A 19,920-nucleotide genomic window follows, 5' to 3' on the forward strand; every position below is an offset into this window, starting at 1 on the left:
GTCGATGCCGAGCAGGGACGGCTGCGGGGCGGTGCCGATACGCAGGGCCAGGTGGTCCGGGTCGCCACGGCGCCGCTCCCACAGCCTTCGGCCGGGGCCGACCGCCCACAGTCCGGCGACCGCCGGGTCGGGCGCGGTCTCGGTGCGCAGCCGCCGCTCGGTGGCGACCTTCTGCCGGACGTCCTCCTCCAGTGAGGCACGGCGCTGACGGTAGATACGGGACTTCTCCTCGTAGTCCTTGCGCGTCTGGCGTCGTCCGCTGACGTAGTTCGCCGCGACCAGCACCGGCGACAGGAACATGAAGATCAGGTAGTAGTACGAGTTCAGGAACAGCATCATGACGACGCCGAAGACCATCGGGGCGAGGCTCACCATCAGCGGGATCGGCCTGCGGCCCGGGGGCTCGGGCGGTGCGGGCAGCCGGAACCGCTCGGGCGCCAGATGGGGCAGGATGCGCGGCGGCCGGTTGTAGTCCAGGCCGCCGCCGCCCTCGGACGGCACCACCGCGGCGTCCCGGGGCGTGGGTTCGGCCAGTCGCAGCAGGTACTCGCCGACGGACAGTTCCGCGCCGACGGGCCAGAGCTCCCAGCCGTCGGGGAGCTCCGCTTCGCCGACGGCCTCCTCCTGCGGTTCCTCGTCCTCCTCGTCCTGTTCCGCGAGGGGCAGCAGCGGTGTGTTGGGCCTGCCCCGGTGCTCCGGCGGCTCCGGCAGGGAGAGCTTGGCCGGGCCGCCCTCGCGGAGTTCCACGATGGCCGATCCGTCCGGTCGTACGGTCACCCGGATGCCCTCGCCCGGCATGCCCCGGCCTTCGAGGGGGACGGCCGCGTCCTCCAGGGGGCCGATGCCATGGGTGCCGAGTCCGAGGGAGTACACGCGCCCGGCGTCCGGGCCACCCACCACCTGGAGTTCGATCACCGGCGCGTGGTCCACCCGGTGCGGCTGGGGCATGGCGTCGCGCTCGGGGCCGTAGACGGTGGCGGCCGGGGGCTGCGGGGCGCCGAGGGCGACGACGCTGCCGTCCATGAGGCGGGTGGCGGCCAGCGGGGTGCCCGGGGCGAGGGGTTCGTCGCCCAGGTAGCAGGACGGGGCTGCTCCCGGCACGGGGAACGAGCCGCCGGTCTCGTCGGTGTCACCGGTGCGCAGCTGGGCGAGGTGTGCGGCGACTTCCTCGACGGGGGTACTGCCGGACGCGGTGAGCAGCACGTCCTGGCTGCCGGTGGCGTCGCCGTCGGCGACGGTGGTGATGAGGAGTTTCACTTCTCCCCTTGCGGGTGGTTCGGGGGTGGGTGCTTCGGGGGTGGTGCTCGTGGTGCTGGGTTGGCGGGCCGGGCCGTGTCGGAGGGCCGGGCCGACTCAAGACGGCGAGCCGGCTCGGGAAGCCGGGACCGTCGCAAGGCACCGGGCCTCTTCCAGGGGTTCGAGGCCCCGCTCGGCAGGTCCCGGCCCCTCGCCGGTCATCCCTCCCGGCCAGGTCAGCCGGCTCTCTCGGTCAGCCGGTCCTCTCGTCGGCCGTTGCTTACGTCGACCGTTCCTTCCGTCGGCTAGTCCTCCCGTGGGCCGGAGGAAGCCGCCGTGGTGCGTTCACGGGCGGCGTCCGGTTCGGCGAGGAGGCCGGATCCGGTGGTGGTGGTACGGATGGGGGCCGTGGCCTCCGTCGACTTCTCCTGGAGGACCTCCGTCTCTTCGAGCAGCCGGGTCTCCTGGAGCTCCCGGGTCTCCTCGGCCTCCAGCGGCTGACGTTCCCGGCCGCGCGGGAGGGGCGTTCCCCGGCGTGGGGTCGACTCCCGACGCAGTCGGCGGCGGTCCGCGCGGACGGCGGCGACGACGGCCCGGCCGAGCGGTGACGAGTCCGCGTCCAGCTCCAGCTCCGGCGCGACCACCCGGCCGCGCCCGTCGACCCGGAGGGCCCAGGTGTGCCCCGCCACCCGGCCGTCGGCCAGGCAGACGACGGCACCGGAGGCGGCGAGGGCGCTCAGCCTGCGGGCCTGCTCCGGGGTGGGGGCGGCGCAGACGACCACGGTCGTGGCGGCACGGCCGGACTCCCCGATCTCGTCGGGCTCCTGGCCCTCGCCGGGATCGACGGCGGCAGCCGTCTCCAGCTTCCGCAGCAGCGCGTCGAGGCGCTCGCCCCGGTGCTGTGGATGGACCCCGTCCGCGACGACGACCGAGGCACCGCTGCCGGGCCGGTCCAGTTGTGCCGCCATGGCCTGGAGCAACCGGTTCCGGGCGGCCGTGTCCCCCTCCACGGTGATCAGCCGTGGTCCGGCGGCCAGATCGAGGTGGACACAGGCGTCGTCCGCCATGCCGACGGCGACCGGCAACGGCCTGAGGTGCGCACCGGCGCGGGTCCGGCCCGGCGGCAGCGCGTCCTCGTCGTCCAGGGGCAGCTCCCAGCGCTGCGGGCCGGGCTCGGCGGCGGGCTCCCAGGGCGTCGGCGGCTCGGGGAGTCGCCGGGCGGCGATCTGCACGGACGCCCATCCGGGTTCGAGGCGAACGGCGTGCGGTACGGCCCCGGGAGCGTCGGCCAGGGCCGCCGCCGCCGAGTCCAGCAGCCGTCGTACGAGCAGGCCGCCCCGGGGGTCGGAGAGCTGGCGGGCCAGGGCTCGTACGCCTCGGCGGTGGCGGCGGTAGGCGCGCAGGGGTTCGCCGAAGGCCTGCCGCGTCAGGGTCAGTTCACGGCCGACGCGGCGGCGGAACCGCCGCCAGCCGCCCCGCTTGCGGATCATGTGCCGCAGCAGCAGGAAGAGCAGGATCAGGACGACGACGGCCACGATGATGACCGTGAGCACCGAGTCGGTGGGCTTTCCGATCGCGACGATCGAGTCCCGCGCCGGGCCGGAGCTCGTGGCGGCGGCCCCGGTCATGCCGCCGCCAGCGCGTGCTCCGGGTGCCGACGGCGCAGCTCCCGTATCGCGTGGTGGGTGCGGGACTTCACGGTTCCCGGCGGGATGCCCAGGGCGTCGGCGGCGTCGGGGCCGGTGCAGCCGAGGACGTAGACGTAGAAGAGCACTTCGCGGTGGGGGTGCGAGAGCCGGGAGAGGACGTGGACCATGAAGCGGCGCTGCACGGCCTGGCTCATCGGGTCCACGGGCTCGAGGTGCTTGTCCAGGGTGTGTTCGTGCTGGATCGCGGTGTGCACCCGCTCGCGCCGGGACCAGTCGATCACCAGATTGTGCGCCACCCGCATCAGCCAGGCCCGGGACGGTGACCAGCCCGGCGGCTGGCTCGCGGTGCTCTGCCAGGCGCGTACCAGGGTCTCCTGGACGAAGTCCTCGGCCCGCTGGCGGTCGCCGCGTATCAGGCTCGACACATAGCGCAGCAGGGGGCCGTGGTGTTCTTCGTAGAGCCTGCGGACGGATCCGTCGCCGGAGGGCGTGGCCGCGCCGGCGTCAGGAGCGCTCCTGGGCACGACGGTACTCGGTGTGGGCGTTCTCATAGTTCCCCCAGGACCGGCATGAATCTTCCGACGCCGGTCCGATCGGGCGCCGCGACTGCGGCGTTGGCTGGGCAGGGCTGAGCACGGGTACCCGGGGTGGACTCACGGTTCATGGGTGGAACGTGAGGTTCCGCTGGGAGTCTATGAATGCTTCCGTAAGTTTCAAGCCTTCCTGAGAAGAACCCGAGGTTACTGATGAGAATGAAATGTTCCTGGTAGACGGCTTGGAGAAACGACAGGTGATCGACAGCTCCAAGATCCACGCTGTCCGAAAACACCGGCAGGGGCGCCGGTCCGGGGGAGGAACCGACGCCCCTGCGACAAGGGATGCCCGACCTGAGGGGGGAGTCGCGGTCGGCATCCCGCTCGGGGGGGGTGGGGCTCAGGTGGGGATGCCGCCGGCGATCTGCGAGTCGAGGTTGTTGACGGCGTTGCAGATGTCGCGGAACTGCTTGGAGAACGAGGTGATGTTGTTCACTGCCTCCGTCAACGACTTGTTGAAGTTCTCGTAGGACGTCTGCATCTTCGGGCTGGTCGCCGTCAGCAGCAGACCGCCCTGGAGGAGGCTCTCGACCTCGGCCTGCAGTGAGGACAGCTTGGGAACCAGGGTGTCGCTGACCGCGGAGTCGAGCTTCTTGGCGGTGCTTTCGATTTCCTCGTCGTCGATGACGTTCTTGGGCATGGTGCACCTCGTTTTCTGTCGCCGTGCGTCCGGTCATGACCGACCGGGCGCACCGGAGGGGTTGGTGGTCCTGCTGGTACTGCGTGTCGCGCACCGGTCGTTCGGGGCGCGAGGGACCCGGCGGCACCGGAGGGGCGCGCGCTGGGAGCTCGGGGGTGGGGCGGGGCGCCCCGGGTGGGGTCAGCGCCAGTTCTCGCCGAGGGTTCCGAGGGGCGGTTCGGCGCTGGTGCGTTCGTGCTGGGTGATGGAGTCCCTCAGATACCAGCTGCCGTCCTCGCGCCGCTGCCAGATCTCCTGGATCTCGTCGTTCGAGCCGGCCACGAGGCGGAGTCCCATCTTCTCGTTCGTGACGACCTTCAGGACCGAACCGTCGGAGCCCGTGTAGTTGGTCCGGGTGACGCCATCCTCGACCTGGGTCGTCTCCCCCGCGGAGGTGGAACCGGACGGACGGCCGTCCGAGTCGACGATCGGGTTCTCCACTGTCAGATACGCGGGAGGCCTGTCCAGGAACTGCTGGTCGTCCTGCTTGCCGGCCTCGGAGTTGAGGTAGGTCTCCTTGTCCATCCGCAACACCCAGTCGCCGTCGGCTTCCTTGCTCCAGATCTGCTGGGTGTCCCGGCCGGTCTCGTCGGTGACGTAGCGCGTCGCGGACCCGTCGGCGTTGACATCCGTATAAATCTTGGTGACGGAACCGTCGGAGCTACGGGTCGTCGTCACCGAGTCGCCGTCGTCCGACAGCTGGCGGTACGTCTCGGAGTACGACAGCCCCGTGTTCTTGTTGGTGACGGTGGTGGTCGTCTCGACGGGGTTGCCGTTCTTGTCGACCTTGATCTCACCGTTCTCGTCGAGTTGGTACGACACCGTGGTGGTGTTGTTGGCGTCCTCGATGGTGTAGCCGTTGGGCACGGGGGCCTCGGGGGGCAGATCGTCCAGCTGGCCGCGCATTCCCCTGAGCTGACCGGGGTCCGGGTCCTTGTCGAAATCCCGGTCGCGGATCTTGTCCTGCTCCTCGCCGAAGCCGTCCTGGAGGTCCTGCTGCCGTTGCTGGACGGGCTTCTCCTCCTCGGTCAGCCTGGTCTGGGCGTCCTCGGTGTCCGACTGGTCGTCCCACAGCTCCTTCTGGCGGTCCTGGAGGTCCTTCGACTCCTGGTCCAGGGGGTCGAGCCGCCTCTGGAGGTCGGTGCGTTCGGCGTCCAGGCCGTCCTGCTTCTCCTTCACGGCGTCCTCGACGTCCTTCTGGGTGGACTTCTCCAGGTCCCAGAGGTCCTTCTGCTTCTTCTGCAGTTCGTCCTGCCGCTCGGAGAGGGGCGCCTGGTCGCGGCTGAGCGCGTCGCGCTCGTCGTCGAGTTCCTTCTGCCGCTCGTTCAGCGGGTCGAACGCCTTCTCCCCGTCCCGCTGTTCCTGCTCCAGGGCGTCCCAGCGTTCCGCGAGCCCCTTGCCCTCGTTCTCCCACAGGGCGTCCCGCTCCTTGTCCAGGGCATCCTGCTTGCGCCGCCAGGCATCGAGATCCGCCTGCGTGGCGTTGCCCTTGCTCAGCAGGGTCTCCCGTTCCTTCCAGAGGGCTTCCTGCCTCTCCTGGAGGGCGTCCTGCTTGGTGTCGTAGGCCTTCTGCTCCTGCTCCAGGGCGGTGGCCTTCTTCTCGATCGCCGCGTCCTGCTCGGCGCGCAGGGCCTTCTCGTCCTCCCACAGCTGCTGTTGCTCGCGCTGGAGTTCCTCCTGCCGCTTCAGCAGGGGCTCCTGTTCCTTGCTGAGGGCCTCGTACTCCTTCTGCAGCTCGTCCCGCTTGGCCTGGAGTTTCTCCTCGCGCTGCTTGAGGAGTTCCTTCTCCTCCTGCCAGAGCTGCTGCTGCTTGGCCTGGAGTTCGTCCTGCTGCTTCAGGAGGGGTTCGCGCTTCTTGGCCAGCTCCTCCTGCTGCTTGTTGAGCTCTTCCTGCCGCTTCTGCTGGGCAGCGGTCTGCTCGTCGAGCTTCTTCCGCTTCTCGACCAGCGCGTCCTGGTCCTTCTTCAGACGCGCCTGCTGGGTCTTGTAGCGGGCCTCCAGGTTTCTGGCCATCGCCTGGCGGCGCTTGTTGTCCAGCGTCTGCTTGCGGATCTCGTTCTGCCGGATGGCCTCGTCCCGGACCTGGGCGGTGACCTGCTGGGCCGCGCCGGCGGCGTGGGAGGCGTCCTGGTCGTAGAAGGCCTTGCCCGCCCTGTCGAGGAGGTTGCCGAGGTCCGTCATGACCTGCCAGCCCTCTTTGAACGACTTCTTCCAGGCGCCGTAGAAGTCCTCCAGCGCCTCGGCGGTCTCCCGGCGGGGGCCGATGTCCCCGGGAGCGAACGTCTTGTCCGACTGCGAGGTGACGTCCAGTTCGTCGCGGAGGTGCCACAGATGGCGTGCGAGGACGGTCATCAGGTCGTAGTCGTAGGAGACGCGCACCATGTCTGCCGTCCTTTCTCGAAGCGGGCGTGTCCGCGGCGGGCCGGGTCCCGGCGGCTTGGCCGGGGCGGCCCGTACCGCGTGCGGTGGTCGGCGTCGGTGCCGAGCCGCCCTGTAGACGAGAACTCGGGCCCGGATGGTTCAAAGAGATTTCGTCCGCACCTCGCTGACCGGCGGAAACTGTGGCGTGCGCCACTTTCTTGAACTCCCGGGCCGCCCGGAAACGTCTGCTCTCGGTACCCCAAGTCCCGGACCCCGTGGAGGATTCGTTGGCCACCTCCGACGAGTGGAGCAGAGTCGGATTCACCGGCAATCCGGTGACGGGGAATCCGGGCGTCGTCGAGAACATCACCAAGGAGCTGCGCGACCTCAGCGATCTCGCCGGACGGGTCAGCGGCGGCCTCGACACCCTGCTGGCCAAGGCCGAGGACGGCGGCTTCGAGGGGCGGACCGCGGACGCCCTGCGCACGTACGTCAAGAACGAGCTCAAGGTGTTCATGGAGAACATCAACCGCTCGTTCGACATGGCGGCCAACGCCACCGCGCGTTACGCGCGCGCCCTCGGGGACTCTCAGGACCGGGCCGAGAACGCCGCTGACACCGTCGCCGCGCTGGAGCGGGTCGGCGGTCAGCCGCTGCCCGAGAACGACCCGGAGATGACCCGCGCCCGCAACGAGGTGGACGCCGAGACCGACGCCATCCAGGCGGAGGCGAAGATCCTCGAGGAAGCCCTGCACGAGGCGGCCCGCCTGGTGTCGCGGCCCGTGAAGAAGCCGAAGAAGAGCTTCTGGAAGCGGTTCGTGTCGACGTTCTTCAAGGTCCTGGAGATCGTCGCGCTGGTCGTCACCCTCATCGCGGCCATCATCGGTGGCCCGCTGGGGCTCGTGGCCTTCGGAATGGGCGCGGTGCTCTTCGCCAAGGCCCTCGTCGACTACGCCACGGGCAACGGCAACGCGCTCAGCCTCGGCCTCGCCTTCCTCGGCATCCTGTTCCCCTCGACGAAGGGTCTCACCACCCTCAGCGGGCTCTTCCGGCTGGGCGCGTCGGGCGCGAAGGCCCTGAGCGGTGCCCTCTCCGCGAGCGGGCGGCTGCTGTTCCGGGGCGGCAGGGCACTGCTCTCCTCCCCCGGCAGACTGCTGTCCCTGGCCGGGCAGGGACTGGTCAAGTTCGGCGGAGGGCTCGCCAACCGGACCGCGAGCGGGTTCATGGCGCTGCCCCGGGTGCTGTCCAAGACGCCCGCGATGCTGGGGTCGGCCCTGAGGTTCATGGGCGGATTCGCCCGGAGCACCTTCCGGCAGGGCTGGTCCGCGCTGAGCCGCGACTTCTTCCAGTCCACCGCGTTCGTCGGCGGCAACATGGCCACCCGGCTGGGCGTCTTCACGATCATGGGCCTGGGCCGGCTCGTCACCACGGCACTCCTGCCGATGAGGTACTCGGAGATCGCGCAGTTCGGCTACCGGGGCGCCTTCCGCATGGGCTTCATCGACCGCGGTCTGCACTGGACCTCGCGCGGCCTCCGCCCGCTCGGCAGGACGGACTCCCTGGCCGCGGGCCTCACGAACCTGACGGGCCGCAACCTCGACCGGGGCGGCCTCCTGCGCCCGGTGAACGGCACGAACACCGACAAGCTCACCGTGCCCGGCACCCCGGAGTTCAACGAGACCCTCGACGAGCTGGCCGAGATCTCGGTGACGCCGGTGACGCCCCCCCGCACCCCCGGCTTCAGCTCCATGACCGGCTCGGGCACTGCCCGTATGCCGGGCCGCCTCGACGACATGGGTGTCCGACTCGACACCCTGAACACCCTCGACACGGTCGGCCTGCCGGTCGGCACGGTCCCCGGCGGACAGCGGCTCGGCCTGGTCGACCCTGTGACCGGCCGGGTGGGCGGCGACCTGATGCCTCCTCGGCTGCGCACCCCGCTCACCCTGTTCGACCAGGCGGACGAGTTCGGCGGCCCTCTCACCCCCACCACTCTGCTGCCGCCGCGCAGCGCGGTCGACGAGCTGACGGACCTCGACACCCTGACGGGCGTGGAGCGCACCGGGACCGGACTGCTCAAGCCCCTCGACGATCTGGCGGACCTGGCGGAGCTGAGTTTCGACGGCAAGCTCGGCGGGCTGACCGAGTTCCAGGTGCGGCAGATCCTGGACGGCGAGATCGACCTCGCGAACGTCACCCCGGACGGCGTGGTCCTGCGCATCGGGAAGACCGACCCGGTGGACGTCCGGGTGCAGTTGAAGGACGGGGTGAAGGTCGATGTCCTCGGCCCGGCCGACCCCAAGGTCCCGACCTGGAAAACGACGACCGGCACAGACCGCCTGGAGGAACTCGGCATCAAGCTCGACGACCTCACCCGGCTGATCCCCGACGCCGGCGACGGCTCGCGCACCGCCCGCGAACTGCTCGGCCTGGGGCCGGTCCGGACGGACCTCACCGCCCCGGTCACCAAGAACCCCACCTTCACCCCGCTGACCCTGCGGGACATCGTCACCGGCGGCGCCACCGGCAAGCTCGCCACGGACCGCTTCCAGACCTGGCTGCGCACCCAGACCGCCCAGTTCCAGCTGGACACCGCCGGGCGCAGGCTCAGCGAGCTCACCGAGCAGGTCGGCATACCGCCGCTGACCCGCGCCCAGGCCGAGCTGGATCTGAGCGCCGCTCAGGTCGGCTTCAACCAGGCCCGTATCGCCTTCGACCGGCTCGGCATGAACCTGGACACGGTCCGCCAGGACATCACGGTGATGATGGCCCGCGTGGACGGCCCTGCGGCCGGCATGCCCACCGGTGAACTGCATCTGCTGGACGACCTGGGACAGCGCACCGGTCAGTGGATCACCATGGAGCCCGGGCCGAACATCACCTGGGTCCTCAAGACGGACGCCGGGATCGTCCCCGACGTCAAGGTGACCCTGGCCGACGGCGTCTTCACCGTCACCGGGACCGACGGCCTCATCACCAGGATCGGCGCCGACGGCCGACCGATGGTCCTCGGCGACGCGGGACAGTTCACGCTCCCTCAGCTGTCGGGAACGGGCATGGACAAGGTGGTCCTGCCCGCGCCACGGGAGCTGGACCGGCTGGCCTTCGCCGCCGACCGCTCCATCGACATCCAGACCATCAATCCGGCGCCGGTCTGGCGCGAGACCGACGAGACGCTGTGGCGTATCGGCGGCAAGCGCCCCCTCGACCAGATCTTCAACGAGGGGTTCACCGTCCGCGACCCCCTGGAGACCAACCTGGACGTCATGGTCAGGACCGGCCAGCCGTCGGCGTTCGTGAGCACCACCACCGACAAGAACCTCCTCTGGGACGGCATCTTCAAGTTCGAGATCGAGGCCTCCGGCGGGATCGACGTCGGCAAGACCTTCGAACGCTCCATGGGACCGGACGCCTGGAAGGCATCGGGCTGGGCGTCGGAGAACGAGATCGCCTTCCCCGGCGGTATCGCCCCGGAGTTCATCCGCGGCGCGTACCGGATGGACGCCCAGCACAACCTCCTGGAGTGGATCCCGAACCCCAACTTCCGGGGCAGCAACCCCATGCCCGAGCTGGCGGCGGATCTGAAGGTCGCCGGGGAGGGCACCTCGGGCCTCAGCGCGCTGGACTTCCAGGGCCTGTCTCTCGACGACCAGCTGCGGCTCCTGGACCAGCTCGACCTGGGCGAGACCAAGGCCTTCGACGACCTCGACTCCCTCAACGGGGTCAACGCCCTGGACGAGGTCGGAAGCCAGGTGGACGACCTAGGCTATCTGTCGGACGAGTTCCACTTCGACCGCTTCGACGCCCCCGCGCCCCGGGCCGAGACCGTGCTGGTGGACCCGCAGGAGTTCGCCGGGGTGACCGGCTTCCGGATGGAGGGGCAGCGCACCCCGCTGGAGGGCGGCGGGTTCTCGTTCACCGAACAGGCCGGCGACATCCGGCTGGTGTTCGACGCCGACGAGGTCCTGCAGTTCACCGACGTCCGGCTCCCCAGCGGCGATGGCTTCCTCCGCTTCGACGCCGAGGCGGGGCCGGGGTCCCTGCCCCGGGTCGTCGGCCAGGACGGAGTGCCGCTGCCCGGCGGTGCGGTGATCGAACCGGTCAGGGGCGCGCTGGGCGTGGTCACCGGTGTACGGGTGCGGTCCCTCGACGGGGCCTGGCTGGCCCGCTTCGATCTGGACGGTACGCGGCTGTCGGAGCAGCTGACCCTGTCCGGCCCCGTCGGCGGCCCGCTGACCGGGTCCCGGCTGACGACGACGTTCACACAACTGCCGGGCGGAGCGCAGTCGGCCACGCACCGGCTGACCGTGCCGGGGCTGGGCGACGGCGCCTTCGACGTCGTACGGCTGGACGGGGATCTGGCACAGCGGCTGCCGGGCGGGTTCGCGGTGACCGACACGGCGACCGGGGCGGGGTTCGTGTTCGACCGGGGTGGCCGGTTGGTCGATCTTCCGGTGGACGAGGTGTCGCCGGTACGCCTGGACGTGTCGGGGTCGGCGGTGCCGGACTCGACGGTGGACCTGCCGGGGTCCACGCTTCTGGAAACGGACCCGGGTCTGCCCTCGGCCCTCGACGATCTCGGCGACTTGGGCCGTCTCGGTGAACAGGGCGATCTCGGCGACCTGGCCCGCCTCGGTGACCTCGGTGAGTCGGGCTCGCTCAACCGGCTCGCGCTGCCGGATCTGCCGCATACGGATCTGACGCCGCAACCCGCCGGCTTCGACGCCCGGTTCGCGTCCACGGTGGCCGACGGCGCTCCTACGCCGGTGAACCCGTCGCGGTTCGACGGCATCGCGCTGTCCGGGGCGGACGAGCTGACGAATCTGCGGCTGCGGGTCACGGAGTTCCCGGCGACCGATCTCGCGCCGGCGTCGTTCCGGATCGACGTGGTCGACTTCGGCGCCCCCGGCGGTCCGGTACGGCTGGAGAACGTGAACCTCACCCTCCGCGAGGGCGGCGGGCTGAGCATCACCGGTTCGCAGGGCGGGGTGCGCTGGCAGTTCGACGCGCTCGGGCAACTGGAGTACCGCGAACTGCCGCTGACCGGCACCGACTTGGCGCTGCGCTTCACCGACGAGGCCCTGAACCCGATGCCGCGCGTGGTCGGCCCCGACGGCGTGCCCGTCCAGGGCGCGACGCTCACACCGGTCCGGGACGCGACCGGCGCCCTGACCGAGCTGACCGTACGGGTGCCCGTGCCGGGTACGGACGGGCTCACGGCGGTGTGGCGGTTCGAGCCGGGCGGCACCCTGCGCGGGCAGGAACTTCCGCTCACCTTGCCGGGTGTCGACAGCCCCGCCGGCCTGGGCATCAAGGTGACGATCACCCCCGGTACCGGCGGCACCACGAACAGGCTCCTCGAACTCACCGGACCGTCGAGCCTCACCGGTTCCCTCCGGCTCGGCCCGATGGACGGCTCCCTCGCCGGACGACTGCCGAACGGCTTCACGGTGACCGACACCGTCACCGGCGCCCGCTTCCACTTCGACGCGGACGGCCGCCTCGCCATACGGGACATACCGGCCCGGGACGGTTCCGGTTTCCTCCGCTTCACCGACGACGCCGCGCCCGGCACCCCACCGGTACGACTCGACGAACTGGGCGATCTCGGCGACTTCGGTGGCGACCTGGGTGATGTGACGCAGTTGTTCAACCGGACGCTCGACGAGGCCGCGGGGCTGCGCACCGCACCGGACGCGGTCGACCCGTCGAACCTCACGAGCGTACGGGCCCTCGACTCCCAGGCCGCCGACCCGGTGTCGGCCTCGCTGGAGGAGCTGATCAACCTCACCCGGATCGACCCGGACGCACCACCGCTGACCCTCGACGACCTGAACCGCTTCGCCGACGACACCGAGTTCCCGCGTACCGACTCGCTCTCCGACCTCTCGGGGCTCTCCGACGACCTCGGTGGACTGTCGGACCCCGACCTCGCGGCCCTGCGGGCACGTCTGGACGCCGTTCGGCAGCCGATGGAGCCCCAGAACCTCGTACCGCTGTCCGGTGTCGAGGAGTTGTCGGGCTTCGACGTGCGGATCATCGAGGTCGCGCCGACCGAGACGACGCCGGGCACGGTCCGGCTGGAGCTGGTCGAGCGCACCCCCGGCGCGGGCGGGCCGACGCGCGCCTCGGACTTCACGGTCGGGCTGCTCGACGACAGCGGCAGGTTCGCGGTCGTCGATCCGAGCGGCACCACCCGTCTCACCTTCGCCCCGGACGGCACCTTCCTCGCGCGCGACGCCACCCTCGCGTTCAACGGGCTGCCCCAGGGGATGCGGCTCAATGTGACGGCCACTCCCTTGGGGGACGGCACCAGTCGGCTCGCGGCCAATGTGATCGGCCCTCCTGGCACGACCGGCTCCATCCGCTTCACCGATGTGCACAGCACGCTGTCCGGGCGGCTGCCCGGCGGTTTCACCCTCACCGACACCGTCACCGGCTCGCGTTTCCACTTCGACCACACCGGCCGCCTCGCCTTCCGTGACCTGCCGGCCGAGGACGGCTCCGGCTTCCTCCGCTTCACCGAGGACGCCGCACCCGGCACGGCTCCCGTCCGGCTCGACGAACTCGGCGGCTTGGGCGACTTCGGCGACGACCTGGGGGAACGCCTCCCGCTCGGCTCCGGCCCGGAGAACGCCGTCCCGGAGAGCGGCGCATGGGGCAACATCGACCTCGCCCGCGTCTTCGACCGTACGCTCGACGAGGCTTCCAGCCTGCGTACGGCGCCGGAGGGCGCCCCGGCGAACATGGCCGACATCGGCGGCGCCATGGACTTCGTACACGTCACGCCCGAGTCCCAGGTCCTCCAGCCGGTGGACCTGCCGGGTATCCAGCGGCTCACCGACGGGGCGACCGCGTCGCTCGACAGGTTCGGTCTGCGCCCAGAGCTGCTGACCGACCAGCTGCGGGAGATGACCGGGCAGGCACGTCTGACGCTGCGGCAGGACGCCGTCACCACCCTCGGCGAGTACCTCACCCTCTCCCCGTCGACGCGCCTCGACGACCACCTCCAGTCCGCGCTGCACGGCGGCACGGGCCGCCTCCTCGGCGACTTCACCGTCAATCCGACTCCGAACGGAGGCCCCGGGGGCGCGCGCTTCACCGTGCACCACAACCCGTCGGACGTGACGCTGGGCTTCGACGCGAACCGCGGACTGGTCTACCAAGAGGTGTTCCTCAGGGGCGGCCCGAGCGATATGGACGGGCTGAAGCTGGGGATCACCGGCCGGTCGGCGGACGGCGGGCCGTGGACGCCCACCTCGGTGGACTTCGTCGGCGCCCGCCCGGCCGACGCCCTCTTCACGGTCGCCCCGAGCACCGAAGTGCCCGGTGGTCTCACCCTCACCGACGCGACCGGCACCACGCGCCTGCACTACGGGCCCGAGGGCGTGCACGCCTTCCGGGACGTCCAGCTGCCCGGCGACCGGGGCGTCCTCCGCTTCGAACCCGGCGGCGCACCCCGGCTGCTGGACGCCACGGGCCACCGACTGCCCGGGTTCCGTACGGAGCTCCTCGACGACGGCCGGATCGCCCTCGTCCCCACCGGCAAGGGCGCCCAGCCGCTGGAGCGGGCGGTGTTCGACCCGGCGGGCACGCTGCGGGAGGAGACGATCGCGATCCGCGGCAAGGGCGGTGTCCCGACCGGGGAGTTCTGGAAGATCGACCACGCCGCGGGCAAGGCCGTCCGGCTCGACTCCTCCCACAACCCTCTCAACGGGCGGTTCGACACGGCCACCGTGGAGAAGTCCGCCACGGGGCAGTTCAAGCTGACCGGCACCCAGCCGGGCAAGGTGACCCTCTTCGAACGCGAGACCCTGAAGAACGGCAACGTCGTACACATCGACCGCGACCGCTTCGGGCAGGCCCGCTGGACCGAGTTCGACGCCGGCGGGGATCTCTCCCGCCACGGCCGCCGGATCTGGGACGCGGACCAGCGGACCGTCCACGACGTACCGTCCGGCTCCTGGCAACGCCTGATCAACAACGCCGGCGACGTGCGGACGTACACCAAGGGCGCCGACGGCGGTCTCGTCCGCGCCGAGAAGGAGATCGACGGTCGGTGGACGTGGCAGCGCTTCGACAAGGAGGGCGCCCAGGCGCTGTCCGGCACCCGGCACTGGAACTGGGACCACGTCGGGTTCAAGGACACCTTCGTCGACCCGGCCACCGGTCTGGAGGCGGTGGCTCAGCGACGCGGCATGACCTGGCCGTTCGGCGGTGAGCACGGCTCCCGGATGTACCAGGAGTTCTCGGTGGTGCCGGGCCACGCCCCCGCCGGAGGTCGCGTCGACCCGGGCGCGTACACCGGTACGGGCGCGGCGAACGCCCAGATCGAGAGTCTGGAGGCGCTGGCGGACGGCGGCACCCTGCTCGTGAAACGGTTCGCCGACATGCGTCCGCCCGCGTTCCTGTGGAAGAACGCCGCCGGCCGCAGCCCCTTCGACGGGTTCTTCCGCGACCTGTTCGCCGGTGACTCCCTGCACCGGGTCAGCCACTGGACCGAGACCGCCGCCGACGGCAGCAGGCTGACCGGCGTGCGCCTCAACCCGAGCGGCTCCAACTGGGTCGACATCGACCAGTACGGCCGTATCGTGCGCGAGAGCCGCAAGCTCGACAACGGCAACACCATCGAGGTGGGCCGCAGCCTGGACGACCCCACGCGCTGGGCGCCCGCCCCGGAGTACCGCAAGGGCGGCTCGTACGAACTGTCCTGGCGGGACACGACGAGCGGCACCACCGGCACCCGGCACTTCGACGGCAACGGGCGCTGGCGCGACCTCTTCACCGACGAGAACGGCGTCGAACGGGTCCGGATGCGCAGCGAGGGCCGGAACACCCGGGAGTACCTGTTCGAGGCACCCTCCACCCGGGACCTCGCCGTCAACGACAGGGCGGGCCTCTGGGTCGACAAGAACTCCCTGCTGCACGTCACCGGACGCCGTGACCTGATCGACGGCCGGATCATCGAGTCGTCCGGCGACCCGTACCACACCACCTGGACGTGGAAGGCGTTCTCCGCCGACGATCCGGCCACCGTGGTCGCCGAGGGCGTCCGCAAGCAGAACCGCGGTTCGTTCTACTCCAGGACCTGGGACGACTCGTTCGTCGACCTCGACGGGCTCGGCAACCGGGTGCGTGAGCGCAACGCCACCGACACGGCGAGTTCCTGGGTCGACGCGGTGAAGCAGCCCGACGGCACCTGGAAGTGGACGAGGACCGCCGCCGACGGCACGGTCCACTCCGAGGGCACCCGCGTGTACGACGACATCGCGGGCGGCGGCCACTGGCGGGACCTCGTGGACGGCCAGGTGGTCAGAGAGCGCCGGGGCGGCCGGGTCCGCGAGTTCGACTACAGGATCGTCGCACCCGAGCCGCCCGCCGCACCGGCCCGCACCGGCTCGGTGCGCGACCTCCTCGCCCGATCCGCCCTGCAGTTCGAGCCGCCGAGGACAGTGGAGGTGAACCCGCAGGTCTGGAAGGAGTACGACCTCGGCAAAGTGTTCCGTGAGCGGGTCGCCGTGGACGGCACACCCGGCCGGTTCCGCGAGGTCGACAAGCAGTGGGGCCAGTGGCGGGAGTTCCAGGACGGCCATCTGGTGGAGCAGCGGACGTTCACCGGGCGGGTCTGGAAGACCGACGCCTTCGGCCGCTTCAGCGGCTCCGGCCCGGCCATGATCCCCGAGTACCTGGCGGGCGCGCTGCCCCGTATGGGCGGCGAGGTCGGTCTGCCCGGCGACGCCGGGTGGCGGCTGATCGGCCGGGAGACCGACTTCCGGGGCAGGGAGATCGAGGCCCTGGGTCTGCTGCGGGAGGTCCAGGACCCCTGGCACGGCGTGTTCCAGGGGGTCAAGGACGGCGTGTCGGCGGAGATGCCGGTGTGGCAGCGTGAACTGCGCTCCGGGCTCACCTCGTTCGCCACCGGCTTCGTCACCGACTTCACCGCGAGCCTGGTGATCACCGAGCTCACCAACAACGGCGACCTCAAGCGGGTCGACTACTTCAAGGCGCTGCTGAACGGCGCGGTCGGCGGCACCTTCAGCGGCGGGCTCAACGCCCTGTACAACCGCACCCCGCTGGGCTACTTCAAGAACAGCCTGGGCGCACGGGACTGGGGTGGACACCCCAAGCAGTCCATGGCCAGTAACACCGACGACTGGGCCACCGACTGGGCCGCCCAGGAGAAGCCGACGCGTTGGCGCAACGCCACGTACGCCAACACCGTGGGCATCGCCACCGGCGCGCTCAGCGGTTTCGTCAGCAACGCCATCAGCGCGTCGGTCTTCGGCGTCAACGGCAACGAGGTCAAGGGCGCGGACGCCCTGCTGGCCGGTCTGTGGGGCGCGGGCGCCTCCGCGTTCAGCGGTGTCACCACCGGCCTGGCGCGCAGCGCCTTCCACCTCACCACCGGCTCCCGGGTCTTCCACAAGGGCGGCCTGCCCGAGCTGGGCGCGAACTGGGCCGAGTCCGCGCTGACCCGGTACATCAGCTGGCTGATCACTGAGGAGGACAAGAAGAACGGCAACAACCTGCCCAGCCCCGGCCGGTCGTTCCCGACCGCGCCGACGCCCCCCACGTCGACCCCGTCCACGACGGCATCGGCATCACAGCAGCAACCGGCCTCCGATCCGGCCGCCCTGCTCACCGACGGATTGGAGTTCCCGTGACCGCCACCGCCACCGTGCACCGGGTCGCCCCCAAGGGCCGCGGCGCCCACCGCAGCATCGCCTCCGCCGTGCGCGCCGCCCGCGACGGCGACGAGATCCGCATCGCCCCCGGCGAGTACGTCGAGCAGCTGGTCCTCGACCGTACGGTGCGGCTGCTGCCGGAGGCCGGTCCGGAGCACGCCGTACGGGTGCTGGCCGCGTCCCCCGGGCGGCCCGTGCTGGAGGTCGCCGCCCGGGACGTACGGGTGGAGGGCATCGCCCTGATCGGACAGGACCCGGGGCTGCCCGCCGTACTGGTGGGGGCCGGCGATCTGGAGCTGGACGCCTGTGACGTCTCCGGCGGGCGGGTCGAGGCGGGTGGCGACGCGTCCCTGACGCTGACGGACTGCCGGGTCTCCGGTGCGCAGCTCGCCGGGGTGCACACCAACACCACGGGCTCGGCGCGGCTGACGCGGGTCGTGGTCGAGGACGTCGACGGGACCGGTGTCGTGATCGGCGCCCGGGCCGCCGTCGAGGCCACCGAGGTGACGGTACGGCGGGTCACCGGGTCGGGGGTCCGCGTCCGGGGAGGCGCCCGGGCGGTGCTGCGGGAGTGCCGGATCTCCGGGCCCGGGCGCAGCGGGCTGCTGGTGGAGGACGAGGCGGCCGTCACCGCGCTGGACTGCCGGGTGGAGGAGACGGCCGCCGAGGGCGTACGGGTGCTGGGCAGCTCGGCGCGGCCCGAGGTGCCCGCGGAGCGCCGGGAAAGCGCCGAGGGCGGGGTGGTCCTCGCCCGCTGCGAGGTGCTGCGCACCGGCACGGACGCGGTCGCGCTCTCCGGCACCGGGGACGCGCTGCTGGTGAACTGCCGGCTGCGGGACGGCTCGGGGCCCGGGGTGAGCGTGGAGGGCGAGAGCCGTGCCGAGCTGGTGGACTGCCAGGTGGACCGGGCGCACGGCTCGGGTCTGGTGGCCCGGGGCACCGGCCGGCTGTCCGCCGAGGGCACCTCGGTGACCGGCAGCCGGGCGAACGGTCTGCTGGCGGGCGACCGTTCCGAGGTGCGCATGGACGCCAGTGATGTGACGGCGTGTTCGTTCAGCGCGGTGCACGCCTGCGACGACTCCCGGGTGACGCTCACCGCGTGCCGTATCGGCTCCACCGCCGAGCATGGGATCCGCGCCACCGACCGGGCGGGGCTCACCGTCGAGGGCGGCCGGATCACGGACTGCGGACTGTCCGGGGTGCGGATCGACGGTGCGGCCGAGGCGCGGATGCGCGGGCTGTCGGTGGTGCGCGGCCGGTCCGGGATCACCACCGAGTCGACCGGGACGGTGGTCCTGGAGGAGTGCGATGTCGTGGACGCCGAGCGGGCCGGGATCTCCTGCGGTACGGAGACCGGTCCGGTGCTGCGGGACTGCCGGATCAGCGGGACCGGTACGGCGGGCCTGGTGATCGGCGAACGCGCCACGCCCAGCGTCGAGGGCTGCACGGTACGGGACGCGGCCGGCTCCGGCCTGGTGGTGGGCCCGCGCGCCGAGCCCCGGGTCAGATACCTCACGGTGGCCAGGACCGGCAAGAACAGCCTGTTCGTCGGCGAGAAGGCCCGCGGCACCTTCGAGGACTGCGTCTTCACCGGCGCGGGCAGCGACGGCGCGGCCTTCCCGGCGCTGCATGTGTCGGCCGGCGGCGCGCCCGTCCTGCGTGGCTGCCTGGTCCGTGACGCCGAGGAGGACGTGGCGCTGGAGAAGGGCGCCCGCCCGGTGTTCGACGACTGTGTGTCCCGGGACGTGAAGAACCCGTCCCTGCCGACCGGCGCGGAGCAGGCGCTGTCGGCCGCCTCGGGCCCGGACCCGGCCGGTGCCGGGACCAGCGCGAGACAGACCGAGGCACCGCCCGAGGACACCCTGGACGACCTGCTCGCCGAGCTGCGGGGGCTGGCCGGTCTGGAGCGGGTCAAGCACGATGTGTCGTCGCTGGTCAAGCTGATGCAGATGGTCCGCCGCCGGGAGGAGATGGGCCTCGCCCCGCCCCCGCTCAGTCGCCATCTGGTCTTCGCCGGGAACCCCGGCACGGGCAAGACCACCGTGGCCCGCCTCTACGGCCGCATCCTCGCCGCCGTCGGCCTGCTGGAGCGCGGCCATCTGGTGGAGGCCGACCGCTCCGCGCTGGTCGGCGAGTACGTCGGACACACCGGGCCCAAGACCACGCGGGTGTTCCAGCAGGCCCGGGGCGGGGTGCTGTTCATCGACGAGGCGTACTCCCTCACCCAGTACGCCGGGTCCAACGACTTCGGCCAGGAGGCGATCGCCACCCTGGTGAAGCTGATGGAGGACCACCGCGACGACGTGGTGGTGATCGTCGCCGGATACCTCAAGGAGATGGAGGTGTTCGTCCGCTCCAACCCCGGTCTGGCCTCCCGCTTCAACCGCACCCTGCTCTTCGAGGACTACGGCAGCGCCGAACTCGTCAGCATCGTCGAACACCAGGCCGCCCAGCACCAGTACGAGCTCGGCCCGGACACCCGCGAGGCGCTGACAGCGCGCTTCGACGCGATGCCCCGGGACCGGGGTTTCGGCAACGGCCGTACGGCACGCCAACTCTTCCAGGCCATGACGGAACACCAGGCGTACCGCGTCGCCAAACTGCCGGAGGCCTCGGAGTCCGACGTGATGACGCTCAAGCCCGAGGACATCCCACAGTCCTCGTGAACCCGCAGTCCCTGTGATCCCGCAAACGACCTCAACGACCTCCTTAAGGAC

General features: G+C 71.2%; 6 protein-coding genes and 1 pseudogene. 2 read left to right on the top strand and 5 right to left on the bottom strand.

Annotated elements, in window-relative coordinates; translation table 11 throughout:
* The 5 genes and pseudogenes from STRIP9103_RS21610 to STRIP9103_RS21630 all read right to left on the bottom strand — a co-directional run.
* A pseudogene (locus tag STRIP9103_RS21610) lies at nt 1–1,257 on the bottom strand (FtsK/SpoIIIE domain-containing protein); the annotation flags it as partial.
* 284 nt (nt 1,258–1,541) lie between these two features.
* The gene (locus tag STRIP9103_RS21615) at nt 1,542–2,864 is read right to left on the bottom strand and encodes a hypothetical protein (RefSeq protein WP_009317606.1); all 1,323 of its coding nucleotides are present in this window, start codon (nt 2,862–2,864) and stop codon (nt 1,542–1,544) included.
* On the bottom strand, nt 2,861–3,409 hold the full coding sequence (locus STRIP9103_RS21620; RefSeq protein ID WP_009317594.1) for a sigma-70 family RNA polymerase sigma factor: 549 nt from the start codon (nt 3,407–3,409) through the stop codon (nt 2,861–2,863). Before STRIP9103_RS21620 ends, STRIP9103_RS21615 begins: the two co-directional genes overlap by 4 nt.
* 409 nt (nt 3,410–3,818) lie before the next feature.
* Nucleotides 3,819–4,118, bottom strand: a complete 300-nt coding sequence (locus STRIP9103_RS21625; RefSeq protein ID WP_009317590.1) for a hypothetical protein — start codon at nt 4,116–4,118, stop codon at nt 3,819–3,821.
* 180 nt (nt 4,119–4,298) lie between these two features.
* Nucleotides 4,299–6,539: a coiled-coil domain-containing protein gene (locus tag STRIP9103_RS21630; protein ID WP_009317600.1), complete on the bottom strand. Its 2,241-nt coding sequence runs from the start codon at nt 6,537–6,539 to the stop codon at nt 4,299–4,301.
* Between the two features lie 266 nt (nt 6,540–6,805).
* On the opposite strand from STRIP9103_RS21630, the gene STRIP9103_RS21635 reads away from it, so the two are divergent.
* Entirely contained in the window at nt 6,806–17,182 is a 10,377-nt protein-coding gene (locus tag STRIP9103_RS21635; protein WP_009317592.1) for a scabin-related ADP-ribosyltransferase, read from the top strand.
* Complete coding sequence (locus STRIP9103_RS21640) at nt 17,179–19,869, top strand: right-handed parallel beta-helix repeat-containing protein (RefSeq protein ID WP_009317597.1); 2,691 nt, start codon at nt 17,179–17,181, stop codon at nt 19,867–19,869. The genes STRIP9103_RS21635 and STRIP9103_RS21640 overlap by 4 nt, the downstream gene beginning before the upstream one ends.
* Nucleotides 19,870–19,920 lie beyond the last annotated feature (51 nt).

The organism is Streptomyces ipomoeae 91-03 (genome assembly GCF_000317595.1).
In the GTDB taxonomy this organism is placed as follows: Bacteria; Actinomycetota; Actinomycetes; order Streptomycetales; family Streptomycetaceae; genus Streptomyces; species Streptomyces ipomoeae.

Excerpts from the sequence above, each read along its gene's own strand:
- STRIP9103_RS21615 (WP_009317606.1), bottom strand. The coding sequence starts at position 2,864 with ATGACCGGGGCCGCCGCCACGAGCTCCGGCCCGGCGCGGGACTCGATC.
- STRIP9103_RS21625 (WP_009317590.1), bottom strand. The coding sequence starts at position 4,118 with ATGCCCAAGAACGTCATCGACGACGAGGAAATCGAAAGCACCGCCAAG.
- STRIP9103_RS21630 (WP_009317600.1), bottom strand. The coding sequence starts at position 6,539 with ATGGTGCGCGTCTCCTACGACTACGACCTGATGACCGTCCTCGCACGC.